The sequence below is a fragment of the Bacillus sp. AR13-1 genome (genome assembly GCF_008042285.1).
GTDB lineage: Bacteria > Bacillota > Bacilli > Bacillales > Bacillaceae_G > Bacillus_A > Bacillus_A mycoides.
This window is the reverse complement of record NZ_QNUA01000041.1, coordinates 1-13,131: the sequence shown is the minus strand read 5'-3', so window position 1 is coordinate 13,131 and position 13,131 is coordinate 1. Positions and strand designations below refer to the sequence as shown.

At 34.7% G+C, this 13,131-nt stretch carries 14 protein-coding genes and 1 pseudogene; 10 read left to right on the top strand and 5 right to left on the bottom strand.

Translation table 11 applies throughout. The features are described from left to right. Positions 1-72 precede the first annotated feature (72 nt). The 4 genes from DN408_RS25460 to DN408_RS25445 all read left to right on the top strand — a co-directional run bounded on the left by DN408_RS25460 (position 73) and on the right by DN408_RS25445 (position 3,455). Positions 73-570, top strand: a complete 498-nt coding sequence (locus DN408_RS25460) for a GNAT family N-acetyltransferase (RefSeq protein WP_002127012.1) — start codon at positions 73-75, stop codon at positions 568-570. Positions 571-581: 11 nt separating this feature from the next. Further along, a complete protein-coding gene (locus DN408_RS25455) occupies positions 582-1,322 on the top strand; it encodes a M15 family metallopeptidase (RefSeq protein WP_002031537.1) in 741 nt (246 codons plus the stop codon). Between the two features lie 23 nt (positions 1,323-1,345). Then, positions 1,346-1,792: an NUDIX hydrolase gene (locus tag DN408_RS25450; protein WP_002127013.1), complete on the top strand. Its 447-nt coding sequence runs from the start codon at positions 1,346-1,348 to the stop codon at positions 1,790-1,792. Between the two features lie 187 nt (positions 1,793-1,979). Next, complete coding sequence (locus tag DN408_RS25445) at positions 1,980-3,455, top strand: amidase family protein (protein WP_147740430.1); 1,476 nt, start codon at positions 1,980-1,982, stop codon at positions 3,453-3,455. Positions 3,456-3,504: 49 nt separating this feature from the next. Here DN408_RS25445 and DN408_RS25440 read toward each other — a convergent pair whose 3' ends face one another. Continuing rightward, positions 3,505-4,722 (bottom strand): MFS transporter, encoded by a 1,218-nt coding sequence (locus tag DN408_RS25440; RefSeq protein ID WP_002168568.1) that lies wholly within the window; start codon positions 4,720-4,722, stop codon positions 3,505-3,507. A gap of 274 nt (positions 4,723-4,996) precedes the next feature. Here DN408_RS25440 and DN408_RS25435 point away from each other — a divergent pair, with 274 nt between their 5' ends. The 5 genes from DN408_RS25435 (at position 4,997) to DN408_RS25415 (ending at position 9,086) form a co-directional block, all read left to right on the top strand. Beyond that, a complete protein-coding gene (locus tag DN408_RS25435; protein WP_002012470.1) occupies positions 4,997-5,425 on the top strand; it encodes an NfeD family protein in 429 nt (142 codons plus the stop codon). A 2-nt stretch (positions 5,426-5,427) separates the two neighbouring features. Further along, the gene (locus DN408_RS25430) at positions 5,428-6,396 is read left to right on the top strand and encodes an SPFH domain-containing protein (RefSeq protein WP_078178814.1); all 969 of its coding nucleotides are present in this window, start codon (positions 5,428-5,430) and stop codon (positions 6,394-6,396) included. Between the two features lie 15 nt (positions 6,397-6,411). Continuing rightward, positions 6,412-7,623 (top strand): stage II sporulation protein P, encoded by a 1,212-nt coding sequence (gene spoIIP, locus DN408_RS25425; RefSeq protein WP_307840645.1) that lies wholly within the window; start codon positions 6,412-6,414, stop codon positions 7,621-7,623. Between the two features lie 89 nt (positions 7,624-7,712). After that, positions 7,713-8,303, top strand: a complete 591-nt coding sequence (locus DN408_RS25420) for a histidine phosphatase family protein (protein WP_002127021.1) — start codon at positions 7,713-7,715, stop codon at positions 8,301-8,303. Between the two features lie 6 nt (positions 8,304-8,309). Beyond that, positions 8,310-9,086 carry a Cof-type HAD-IIB family hydrolase gene (locus DN408_RS25415; protein ID WP_002086022.1) on the top strand — a complete coding sequence of 259 codons (777 nt, stop codon included), beginning with the start codon at positions 8,310-8,312 and terminating at the stop codon, positions 9,084-9,086. A gap of 7 nt (positions 9,087-9,093) precedes the next feature. Here DN408_RS25415 and DN408_RS25410 read toward each other — a convergent pair whose 3' ends face one another. Then, positions 9,094-9,555 (bottom strand): DinB family protein, encoded by a 462-nt coding sequence (locus tag DN408_RS25410; RefSeq protein WP_078178813.1) that lies wholly within the window; start codon positions 9,553-9,555, stop codon positions 9,094-9,096. 171 nt (positions 9,556-9,726) lie between these two features. Here DN408_RS25410 and alr point away from each other — a divergent pair, with 171 nt between their 5' ends. Further along, positions 9,727-10,902: an alanine racemase gene (gene alr, locus DN408_RS25405; RefSeq protein ID WP_078178821.1), complete on the top strand. Its 1,176-nt coding sequence runs from the start codon at positions 9,727-9,729 to the stop codon at positions 10,900-10,902. A 31-nt stretch (positions 10,903-10,933) separates the two neighbouring features. Here the strand turns inward: alr and DN408_RS32565 are convergent. The 3 genes and pseudogenes from DN408_RS32565 to DN408_RS25390 all read right to left on the bottom strand — a co-directional run. Then, positions 10,934-11,068 (bottom strand): annotated as a pseudogene (locus DN408_RS32565) (class I SAM-dependent methyltransferase); the annotation flags it as partial. Then, complete coding sequence (locus tag DN408_RS25395) at positions 11,061-11,927, bottom strand: GNAT family N-acetyltransferase (protein WP_078178812.1); 867 nt, start codon at positions 11,925-11,927, stop codon at positions 11,061-11,063. The gene DN408_RS25395 and the pseudogene DN408_RS32565, both read right to left, overlap by 8 nt. 23 nt (positions 11,928-11,950) lie before the next feature. After that, positions 11,951-12,829, bottom strand: a complete 879-nt coding sequence (locus DN408_RS25390) for a phosphotransferase (protein ID WP_078178811.1) — start codon at positions 12,827-12,829, stop codon at positions 11,951-11,953. Positions 12,830-13,131: the final 302 nt, after the last annotated feature.

Sequence of the window (13,131 nt, the reverse complement as noted above, 5' to 3'; positions counted from 1 at the left end):
GATTTTCGCAAAAATATAGAAAATCTTTTCACAAGGAAAATTTTTAACTAACAGAATGGGTAGGGGATTAAGGTGATACGTGAGATTAGAGTAGAAGATGCAGCATCATTTTTACAATTAAGTAAGCAATTAGATGAAGAAACGAAATTTATGTTATACGAACCAGGAGAACGAAAAACTACAGTAGAGCAACAAGAAAAGATGGTCCACCGTTTTATAGAAAATGAATATGCGACAATATTTGTAGCAGTTGAAGAAGAGAGAATAGTAGGGTTTATTTTAGTTGATGGAAATAATATTCAAAGAAAGAGACATGTGGCAGGCATTGTAATTGGCATTTTGCAAGAGTATAGTGGCCGAGGTATTGGAACGAGTTTGTTTAAAGAAGTAGAGAAGTGGGCAAGATTACATGATGTATGGCGTTTAGAATTAACGGTAATGGCCCACAATACAAGAGCTCAGGCACTATATAGCAAAATTGGATTTGAACAAGAAGGTGTCAAAAAATCTGCTCTTATCATCGATGGAAAAGGTATCGATGAGTATGAAATGGCCAAATTATTAAAATAAGAGGTCGTTATATGAAAAAAAGATGGGCACTACTTGGTATCGTAGCAATGATACTGATCATTGGAGTAGCAGGAATAAATTATAAGATGTACAAGGAGCAAGAGGCGAAGGAAGTAAATGTAAACAATATATTTCCGAAAGCTAAAGAAACGATTGCTAATATGGATGGGGATATCGCAGTCATTAGTAATCCAAGTTCGATGCTTGTACTTGTGAATAAAAATAGGCGTTTACCAGATGGGTATAGACCGCCAGATTTAGTTGTTCCGAAAGTACGTTACTCTAGTGAAGGTGATCAAGAGAAGAAAAAGATGAGGAAAGAGGCAGCGGTGGCACTTGAGGAAATGTTTCAGCAAGCCAATAATGAGCGGATTTTCCTTTTTGCAGTCTCTGGATTTAGATCTTTTGATCGACAAAAAGCATTAAATACAATGTATAAAAGACAAGATGGAGAAGCAAAGACAGCGATGTCTAGTGCAGTCCCTGGTACGAGTGAACATCAAACAGGACTAGCTATGGATATTACATCTCAATCTGCTAAATTTCAGCTAGAAACTGTTTTTGGGGAGACGAAAGAAGGAAAGTGGCTTTCTGAAAATGCCCATAAGTTTGGTTTTGTTATTCGATATACGAAAGAGAAAGAAGGGATTACCGGTTATCGTTATGAACCGTGGCATGTACGTTATGTTGGGAATCCGCAAGCTACATATTTATATGAAAACCAACTAACGATTGAAGAAGTAACGCAGTAATGAATTGAGGGGAGAGGGCTAAGATGACGATGTTATATAAGAAAAAGGTACATGCATATATTACGAGAGAAAAAGAAGGGGTTATGCAACTACTCGTTTTTAAACATCGTGATATACGAGAGGCTGGTATCCAAGTGCCAGGCGGGACGGTAGATGAAGGCGAAACGTTAGAGGCAGCAATTTTACGTGAAGTACAAGAAGAGTCAGGACTACGCCATTTTTGTATCGAGCGCTTCCTTTCTGATTACATTATTTATATGAAAGAAAAAAAGGAATATCAAAAACGTCATTTTTTCCACATTTCATTATTAACAGATGTGAAAGATACGTGGGAACATATAGTAAGTGCTGGTGAGGAAGACAAAGGTTTAGTATTTTGTTATGAATGGGTTGATATTAACAAATGCCCTGAATTAGCAGGTAAACAAGGCGAGTTTTTACATTTGTTAGAAGAGGTATATGTAAAATAATAAAAAGAGTCTGAGGCGATATTGTATTCGTTTCAGACTCTTTTTATTTCTCTGGAAATTAAAGGTTTTTAAACTGGTGAGTTGAATTTCTTTAAAGGGATTGTAGCTGTTTATGCGAGGAGCGGAGAAAATGAAAAAGTAATAGATACATGTTAGCAATAAAAGTCTTTATAGAAGGAGAATGACGATGGAAATTCAGTTCAATACACTATTGCAAAAAGAATTAACAATTCATGATATACAAGCAGCGATGGAAGCTGGGCAATTAACTTCAAAAGAATTAGTTATGTATTACCTCCATAGAATCGCAAAATATGATCAAGATGGACCAAAAATTAATTCTATTTTAGAAATTAATCCAGATGCTATCTTTATTGCAGAAGCGCTAGATCATGAAAGAAAGACAAAAGGTGTAAGAGGCCTATTACATGGTATCCCTGTTTTACTTAAGGATAATATTGAAACGAATGACTCAATGCATACAAGTGCAGGTACGATTGCCCTGGAACAAAATATAAGTAGTGAAGATGCATTTCTCGTTACAAAACTTCGAGAAGCAGGAGCAATTATAATAGGTAAAACAAATATGACAGAACTAGCAAATGCAATGTCTTTTGAAATGTGGGCTGGATATAGCGCTAGAGGCGGTCAAACGATTAATCCTTACGGTACAGGAAAGGATGATATGTTTGTTGGTGGATCGAGTACAGGATCTGCCGTTGCAGTTGCTGCTAACTTTACTGTATTATCCGTTGGAACAGAGACAGATGCTTCTATTTTGAGCCCAGCTGTTCAAAACTCGGTTGTAGGTATTAAGCTGACTGTTGGGTTAATTAGTCGTAGTGGAATTATTCCTTTCACTTATTCACAAGATACAGCTGGGCCATTTGCTAGAACGGTAACGGATGCTGCAATTCTATTAGGGAACTTAACGGGAGTGGATGAGATGGATGTAGCCACTCATAAAAGTGAAGGAATGGCATATCAAGATTATACACCTTATCTCGATGTAAATGGATTAAAGGGAGCAAAGATTGGCGTATTTAACAATGCTCCAAAAGACTATTACGAAAATGGTGAGTACGATGAAAAATTGTTTGAGGAAACGATCCAAGTATTACGTAGTGAGGGAGCGACAGTAGTAGAAGATATTGATATTCCGTCTTTTCATAGGGAATGGAGTTGGGGAGTTCCACTTTATGAGCTGAAGCACAGCTTGGATAACTATCTTTCTAAATTACCTTCTACTATTCCAGTACATTCTATTTCGGAGTTAATGGAGTTTAATAAAAACATAGCAGAAAGAGCTTTGAAATATGGACAAACTAAGTTAGAAAAAAGAAAAGATTTTCCTAATACGTTAAGAAATCCAGAATATTTAAACGCAAGATTAGAAGATATATTTTTTTCGCAAAAACAAGGTATTGATTTTGCGTTGGAAAAATATAACCTGGATGCGATACTGTTCCCTTCTTATATAGGATCTACTATATGTGCGAAAGCAGGTTATCCGTCTATAGCAATGCCTGCGGGATATATGGATAATGGGAGGCCTTTTGGAATTACTCTTGCAAGTGCTGCTTTTAGTGAAGGGGCATTAATTAAACTAGCATATGCTTTTGAACAAGCGACAAAACATAGGAAGATTCCCAACTTGTCATGAATAGAATAAACAAAAAGGACAGGAATTCCTGTCCTTTTTGTTTTAATGATTAAAGTGAAATATCTTTCTGCTCCGTCTTCTGATATTTTAATAAGTTAAAGGATAAACAAGCAGAACATAAAATAAGAAAAGCGGCGATAATATAAATAGTACGAACGCCGAACATATCAGTAATAATTCCAACGCTAAGCATAGAAAGACCAGAAGCTGTCGAGAGAAGTGCACCATGAGCTGTATACATCTTCGATAATAAAGAAGGAGTGACGCTTGATTGTAAAACCGTCGTTTGAGAAATATCTCTAATTTGATAACATGGCCCCATTAGAACACAAAGAAATAGAGCAATAAATCCGCTACTTGTCATACCATATAAAAATGTAAGAATACTAAACATAAGAGAGCCTATCGCCATGGAGCGTATTAAATTTTTTTGAATATATGTACTCATTTTCCACGCTAATATCCCACCAATTAATGTGCCGACGTAATAACTTGTGTTAATATATCCCCACCAATCTTCGCCTTTATGAAGAACAGTCGTTACATATGCCATCGTAATAGCACCGATCCATATCGTCCCTGCGAAAGTTTCAATTAAGTCCATAATTGTAACGATGCGCAGAGACGGGTGTTGAAATAACAGTTTCCATCCTTCTAATAATGCAGTAGTTTTCGAAGAAGTGGGTTCTGCTACTCGTTCAGCTTGTATAGATTGTAATGAAAGGTGTAATGTAATACATCCGAAAATCATCAATATGTTATTAATCATGAGTGTCGAAGTAACGCCAATGAGAAGAACAATTATGCTTGTAAATGAGTATGCAGCGGCTTGTATAATTTGTGTTGAAAAGGAAAAGACACTATTTACTTTTACTAATTTTTCTTGTGGTGTTAAGCGCGGGATAACGGCGTATAGTAGAGGAGCGCTCCAGCCACTACATAATGAAATGAAAATAACAAAAGTTAAAAGAGCAGAAATGTTTGTTGATAGTATAGGAAATAATATCATTAACAATATTAAAAGAGCTGTTTTAATCCATTGTAGAGTATATAGCAATGAATAAGATGGAAACCGATTCATTATAAGTGGTGCAGAGGTGTTCGCGATAAGATTTGTGATAACCTGTAATAATGGAAAAAGAGCAGTAATTGTAGCTGATCTAGTTGTGATATAGATGTGAGTTGTAATAATCATTATGTATACAATGTCAGCGAGAGTAATGCATATTTTGGAGCCCAAATAGTAAGTTAGTGAACGTTTAGGCAATAAGAATACCACCTTTCAAATCAATACTGCTTTTAATTTTAATTATTATAATCTGTAAGTTATATTTTTGAAAGAATTAAATTTTTTGTCATTTTTTGAAAGGGATTTTCGTGTATAATGAAGAATATATTAATATAGCATTTTATTAATGCTTGTTGTAACAGCGAATACATATAATAGCTTGTAGCAAACGCCCCCTCTATGAGAAAGGGCGGATAAACCATTCTTTTCTTCATATACATATAGAAAATGAGAAAGAAAGTGAGGGTTGCATATGGCTGGATGGGTGATTTGGTTTATAATAGCGGGTATTTTATTTATTGCAGAAATGTTGTCGATTACGTTTTACATGCTTTGGCTTGGAATTGGAGCTGTTGTCGGAGGTCTTATTGCTTTGTTTGCTCCTGATGCACTATTTTTACAAGTTGTTGTTGGGGCGATTGTAAGTTTAACATTGACTTTCTTTACGAAAAGAATTTCTAAAAACTTTCGAGAAGCAAAAGGTTTTACTGATACAGTAGATAAACTTGTTGGTAAAAAGGGAATTGTTATGCAAACGATTACAAGCGAAGTGAACGGTATTGTGAAAGTGGATGGAGATACTTGGACAGCTATTTCGGATACTCCTATTGATGCTGGAGAAAAAGTCGTTGTTATACAGAGGCATAGTACTATTTTACAAGTGAAAAAGGAGAGTGAATAAATATGGCAGTAGCATTAACGTTAACGATTATTTTCGCATTGATTGTCGTTGTATTTATTGCATTGACAATTAAAATTATTTCTCAGCAAAAAGTTGGGGTCGTTGAAAGGTTTGGTAAATTTCAACGGATTATGCACCCAGGATTAAATATTCTAATCCCAATTGTAGACCGCGTTCGTGTATATCACGATTTACGTATTCAACAAACGAATGTACCACCACAAAAGGTAATAACGAAAGATAATGTACAAGTAGAAATTGATACAATTATTTTCTATCAAATTGTTGAACCAGAGCTTGCGACATATGGTATTTCAAACTATGAATATGGTGTTCGTAATATTACATCTGCAACAATGCGTCAAATTATTGGTAAAATGGAGCTTGATGAAACATTATCAGGTCGTGAAAAAATTTCAACAGAAATTCGTTTAGCACTTGATGAAGCGACAGAAAAATGGGGCGTTCGTATTGAACGTGTCGAAATAGTCGATATTAATCCACCAAAAGATGTGCAAGTATCAATGGAAAAACAAATGAAAGCAGAACGTAATAAACGTGCGATCATTTTAGAAGCTGAAGCAGCGAAACAAGATAAAGTCCTTCGTGCTGAAGGGGAAAAACAAAGTAAAATTTTAATGGCTGAAGGGGATAAAGAAGCACGTATTCGTGAAGCGGAAGGTATACGAGAAGCGAAAGAATTAGAAGCGCAAGGGGAAGCAAGAGCGATTGAGGAAATTGCAAAAGCAGAACAAAATCGAATTGAGTTACTTCGTGCAGCAGATTTAGATGAGCGCGTACTTGCTTATAAATCATTTGAATCATTGATTGAGGTTGCAAAAGGACCAGCGAATAAAGTCTTTATTCCGTCTAATGCAATTGAAACACTTGGTACTCTTGGGGCAATTGGGGAAATCTTTAAAGAGAAACAAACGAAGAAATTACCTTCGTCAGATACAGAAAAACAATAAGAGTGAGGAAGAGAAATGGGCTGCCATTTCTCTTTTTTTTTTGCGTATATTACGAAAGGCTTGTACATATCCATGTATAAAGAAGGTGATACAGTGAAGAAGTATGCAACCCGTATACATGGGAAGAAACTAATCTCATTACTCTTTCTATATGCACTAGTCACAATTATTATTGCGTCGATTTTGACGTCGCTTTTACATACAATGAAATCGAATTACGCGAATCAATGGTTTGGAAAAGTATCGATGCAAGGTTTTGTTCAAATGCTAGAAAGTGAGAATCGCTATTACGGATTTGATTATTTTAAGCAGAATAAAAGGGAGTCATTTGGAAATTTAATGTTCTCGATTGCGACGGATTTGAAAATTAAAGATTTAAGAACGTTTGTCGGTAAAGAAGTGCCTGGTATGTCAAAGTATTACTCTAACATTATCGTAGCTGGGGAAGGGACAAACTTTACGAATATCCCAAATGAATCTAGTGTACCGATTGAAGAAGTAACGAAAGAGCGAGAAGTAGCAAAAGATAAAGTTACAGAAGCTGAAAAGAATAATCCGGTTCAGAAAAAGAACGGAGCGAAAAAAGGTGAAAGTGCAGTATATATTTATCATACACATAGCTGGGAATCTTTCTTTCCGTTATTACCAGGGGCTACCGATCCATCAAGTCCAGATGTAAATGTGTCCTTACTAGGGAAACGGATGAAAGAACAACTTGAAGGACAAGGAATTCCGGTAGTTCATGATAAAACGAATATGGGGGATTTATTAGCGAGTAAAAAATGGAAATGGCCGCAATCATATAAAGCGTCTCATGAATATGTAAAAGAAACATTAGCACAAAATAATAAAATTGCGTTTCCGATTGATATACACCGTGATGATCAGCGGAAGAAGGTAACAACAAAAGTAATTAACGGGAAATCGTATGCAAGATTATATTTTATAATTGGGATGGAAAATGAAGGGCGTGCTGAAAATGAAAAAATTGCAAGAGCAATCAATAGTTATTTAGATGAAAACTATTACGGATTAAGCAGAGGAATCTTTCCAAAGTATAAAAAAGATGGAAATGGCGTTTATAATCAAGATTTATCTAAAAATGCGATGTTAATTGAAGTTGGTGGTGTTGATAATACATTAGATGAATTATATAACACAATTGATGTGTTGACGGAAGCGTTTAGTAAATATTATTGGAACAATGCGGAGAAAGTGAATGGGTGAGGAACGGGAAACCGTTCCTTTTTGTTAGGAAAGGTAAGAATGTGATATAATGGAATCTTGTGAATATTAAATGAGGAAGTAGGGGGAATATGCAAATAATATTAATACGCCACGGTGAATCAGAAGCTGATATTTTAAATGTACATGAAGGGCGAGCTGACTTTGAATTAACAGAAAAGGGAAGACAGCAAGTGCAAAGACTTGTACAGAAAGTGAAAGCAGATTTCCCGCCAGATTTCATTTGGGCAAGCACATTAAAACGTGCCCGCGAAACTGGTGAAACATTAGCAGGAGGAATTGGGTGCCCAATTCAACTAGAAGAAGAATTAATGGAGTTTAATAATGGGGTACAAGCAGGGTTATCATTTGAAGAAGCGAAAAAATATCCAGAGCCAAAATTTCTTCATGATCGTTTTGAAAACGGGGAATCATTTATTGAATTTAGAATGAGAATAGAAGGAATTTTTTCTAAAATCGTGACAGAGAATACATATGACCGAATTGCAATTGTTGCACACGGTGGTGTAATAAATAGTATTTTACGAGCGTTTTTCCAAATGCCAATTAGCATGGACTATTATTTTAAAATGGGAGATACGGGAATTAGTTTGATTGAACTTACGGATAAACAGAAAACTATTCATTTTATAAATGATACAAATCATTTAGAGGGAATGTAAGAGGATATGTACAAAGTTGTATTTTTCGATGTGGATGGTACTCTTTTAAGTGAGATTGATAGAAGTATGCATGAAAGCACAAAAGAAGCGATACAAAGGTTAATAGATAAAGAAATTCACGTAGTTGTTACAACCGGGAGACCATATAGTTTATGCTCACAATTTAAAGAGCTGGGCATAAATACGTTTATTTCTGCAAATGGTGCACATATAAAATGTGCTGATGAAGTTATACATAAATCGGTACTTTCAAGTGGAATTGTTCATGATATTTCAAATTTCGCTGAATTACATGGTCACAGTGTTTCTTATTTTACAGAGGAATTTGTAATGAATGGTATTGCCTCAAAAGACGAACGTGTAATACGAGCATTAAATGAAACGTTAAATTTAGAGCGGTATCCTGACAAAGTTAGAAACTTATCAGAAGAGATTTATTGTGTATGTCTGTATGCTGATGAAACAGAAGCTCAAAAATTCTTTGAAAGATATCCAGCACTTACGTTTGAACGTTTTCATGGTTACGTTATGAATGTGTTGGAAGATAGTAAAGTATCGAAGCTAACTGCAATTCAAAAGGTATTGGAACATCTGAAAATTTGTAAATCAGAAGCAATTGCTTTTGGTGACGGTGGAAATGATGTTGAGATGTTACAGTATGTAGGACTAGGAATTGCGATGGGGAATGGTGGAGAAGAGTTAAAAACAAGAGCAGATTTCGTTACAAAGAAGGCGAGTGAAGGTGGTATTTTATTTGCCTTAAAAAAGTTTAATGTCGTCTAACATACCTTTATTGAAATAAAGGTATGTTAGGATCTTTAACGTGCTCACATAATAAAATATGAATTTGCCCGCGATGATGATAAAAATGTGCAACGATTTCAAGCAACCATTCGAATCGAGAGTAAGAAATACCCCAATAAGCAGTCATAATTTCCGCTAATTCTTCATTGGAATAGGATAAAAAAGTTTTAGAAAGTAAATCGTACCCTTGTATCATCGTTTGCGCTATTTGAGTAATTGTTTCTGGTGTTTGTTCTATATAAAAGGTATGTAAGTCTTTTTCCGTAATACCATTTAATATGAGTAAATCAGCATGGAAAATAAGGGAAAGATGTGTGCACATTTCAAATAATGACCGCTTTGATTCAATCGGCTTTATTTTCAAATCACTTTCAGTATATTGGTTCAGTATTTGAATGGAAGTATCGATAGAAATTTTAACTTGATTCAATGCAGATGGAACAAACATTGTAATTATTCTCACCTCCGTATATAATAGTTTCTTAAGGGTATTATATCATACTCAAAATTCCGAAAATTCTAGTAGTTTGACTAGCATAGTGAAAAGTATTATATTGTAAAAGGTCATATGAAACGTGAAATAGAATGGAATGTAATTATTGAGTTAGGAGTTAGACCAATGAGCTTGAAATATGGAAGAGATACAATTGTTGAAGTTGACTTAAATGCGGTAAAACATAATGTAAAAGAATTTAAAAAACGTGTGAATGATGAAAATATTGCAATGATGGCTGCTGTAAAAGCGAATGGGTATGGTCATGGGGCAGTTGAAGTTGCGAAATCGGCTATTGAAGCAGGAATAAACCAACTTGCAGTTGCATTTGTAGATGAAGCAATTGAATTAAGAGAAGCTGGAATCACTGTGCCTATTTTAATTTTAGGATATACACCAGTAGCAGCTGTAGAAGATGTAATTCAATATGACGTTATGATGACTGTTTATAGAGTAGAAGATTTACAAGGTATAGATGAAGTTGCAAACCATCTTCAAAAGAAAGTGCGAATTCATGTGAAAATTGATACAGGAATGAGCCGTATTGGTTTACAGGAAGAAGAAGTTAAACCGTTTTTTGAAGAGTTAAAACGTATGCGATATGTAGAAGTAGTAGGGATGTTTACACATTACTCTACCGCCGATGAAATAGATAAAACTTATACAAATATGCAAACAAGATTGTTTGAGAAAGCTGTAAATACAGCGGAAGAATTAGGAATTCATTTTCCATATATTCATAGTTCAAACAGTGCAGGATCAATGGAACTTAGTAACACATTTCAAAATATGGTTCGTGTCGGTATTGGAATTTACGGTATGTATCCTTCAAGAGAAGTGGATCATACAGTTGCTTCCTTACAGCCAGCGTTGTCTTTAAAATCAAAAGTAGCTCATGTTAAACATGCGAAGAAAAATCGTGGTGTTAGCTATGGGAATACTTATGTAACAACGGGCGAAGAATGGATTGCAACTGTACCGATTGGTTATGCTGATGGTTATAATCGTCAGCTATCTAATAAAGGGCATGCACTAATAAACGGAGTACGAGTACCTGTAATTGGCCGTGTTTGTATGGATCAGCTTATGCTAGATGTTACAAATGCAATGCCAGTACAAGTAGGAGACGAAGTTGTATTCTACGGCAAACAAGGTGAAGAAGAGATTGCGGTGGAAGAAATAGCAGATATGTTAGGTACAATTAATTATGAAGTTACATGCATGTTGGATAGAAGAATTCCACGTGTTTATAAAAAAAATGATGAAACGACTGCGGTTGTAAATATACTAAGAAAAAAATAAGAAAAAACTGAATCGATATGATTCAGTTTTTTTATTTTTGACAAATGAAAAATGTTCTATTTATACCGTGTAGTTGTATATTGTTACATCCTACAGATTTTAAAGAGGTAATAATTTCGTCTCTAAAATAACATGATTCCTCGGTAGAAAAGTCACTCCTATTCCAACAATCTATAATAATCATACTTTGTCATAATTTCAAAACCACATTGTGTATATAGTTTTAAAGCATTGTTATTTTTCGTTTCGACGTCTAGTTCAATTGTTGAAACTCCTTCTGTAATAAGTGTATGTACCATATAACTAAGAATATCTTTACCATATCCTTTACCTTGATAAGAAGGATGAACTGCAAATCCTGATAGTGTAGTAGATTGCTCTTGCTCAGTAACTGTAATCGTTCCTATCACTTTTTCATCGATAAGAGCACTGTAAACTTGATGGGAAGATGAATTCATCATCTTTTGTAACCATGTGGATGTATTTGCTGCCGAATCTCCAAAAGCTTCACTAGCGATTTCTATAAGATCAGGAAGTAATTCAGAAGATGCAACAGTAAGATTAATATTATTTTTCATTGTTTTTTGTGCTTCGTTTGTTTTGAACTCCATACCGTATTCACTGTATAAATAAGGAAAGTTCATTTGTTTTGCAAATGATTTCCCTGAAATAGAGTCACCATTAATTATAAGAAGGGCTTCATCTGCCTCTCTTTTTTGTATTTCTTTCATTGCGGTTTGTAAAAGAGTAGTGCCTATATGTTGTTTCCTATAGTTCGGATGAACAAACCCTATTAACTCCAGTTTTGTTGGTCTCTCAAAGTCATACATACTTAATGCACCGATTAATTGAGTATCATCATAAAATAGAAAATCATTTACCACTTCTATATTACGGGCAGTTAAAAAGTTTATATGTAAATCTGACGAGTAATCAATTTGATCGTGTAGTCCGCAAATATGAGATAAATCTTTCATTTGCTGAATTTCGTTTGCTGTTAAAGATTTCTTTTGTTCAATATTCATTTCATAATCCCTCTCATTCGTATTTAAAAATAGGATGGATGACGCAACCACTTGTCTAACTCCACACTGCCCTGAACAGATAATAAATGGTACAAATATCGATAGGGATGTCTACATTCTTCAAGACGAGGAATGGGCATAATGGTTTCGTAACCTTGTTTAAAAGCATGAGCCTCTTTTTCTGTAAGTACATATTCTAATCCAATAAAATCAAACTCTCGTGGAGCAATTGCATAAGCTTCTGTATCTACTAAACCAGTAATAGATTGATCATCTGATAAAAACTGGGTAGGATCCATATCAATTAAAACGAGTGTAGATTCCTTCGGTGACGGCAAGGAAGATAGCTGTGACTCAAAAGTATGAAATGTGTTTTGGATGCTCGCGTTATCGGAATAGAACCTATTTACAAGATCTTTACTGACTTTTAATATGTGAGATTTAAATTCTTCTAGTGGAATGTGGAAAGTATTTGATGGGTTTCCTATAAACTCTGCTTGAAACGAATGAATTTCTGCTAGTCCTTTTCCAAGGCTGAATAAAATAGAATCAGGTTGTCCGAAAAATGATTGCAGCGTATTTCCGGTTAGTTTTTCGACGATTACATACTCTCGCTCATTTAAAACATGTTTTTGCAAAATAGTCGGGATGGGCAAGGTAGTATGCTTTTTCAATAATGCGTGTATTGTTTCTAAATGATGTACATGCCTTGGATCAATTCCAAAAAGGTTTTTACATCCCCACCAAAAATCATTGTTGGGCTCTTCAGTCATTTTTGAGGAACGAACAATAACTTCTTCAGTTTCTGTTTTAACAAGAAACACGTCGCTTGCATGGTCTTCATAGCCCGGATGTAGTGCTTGAACAGATATAATAGGTGAAATGAATAGTTGTTGTAGCATGAAAGGACTCCTTATTCTGTAAATTCTATAAATTCATTATATAACAGAATATGTACCAAGTGGATAATGATGGGGACAACATAGAACTTAAATAAATTTATGGTGAGAAATCAGTGTGAAAATTATATTTTTCTAGTTTTGTATGAATTATCAAAATAATGTTTCTGATGATAAATCTGAAAAATGCCTGAATGTAAATCCCGTATTTTTCAATAAATGAAAGGTTAAGTCTACTTTTATAAGAGTTATAATGTAGGTTATGAACAATATTTCTCAATATTATAATGAGGAGAAAAATATGA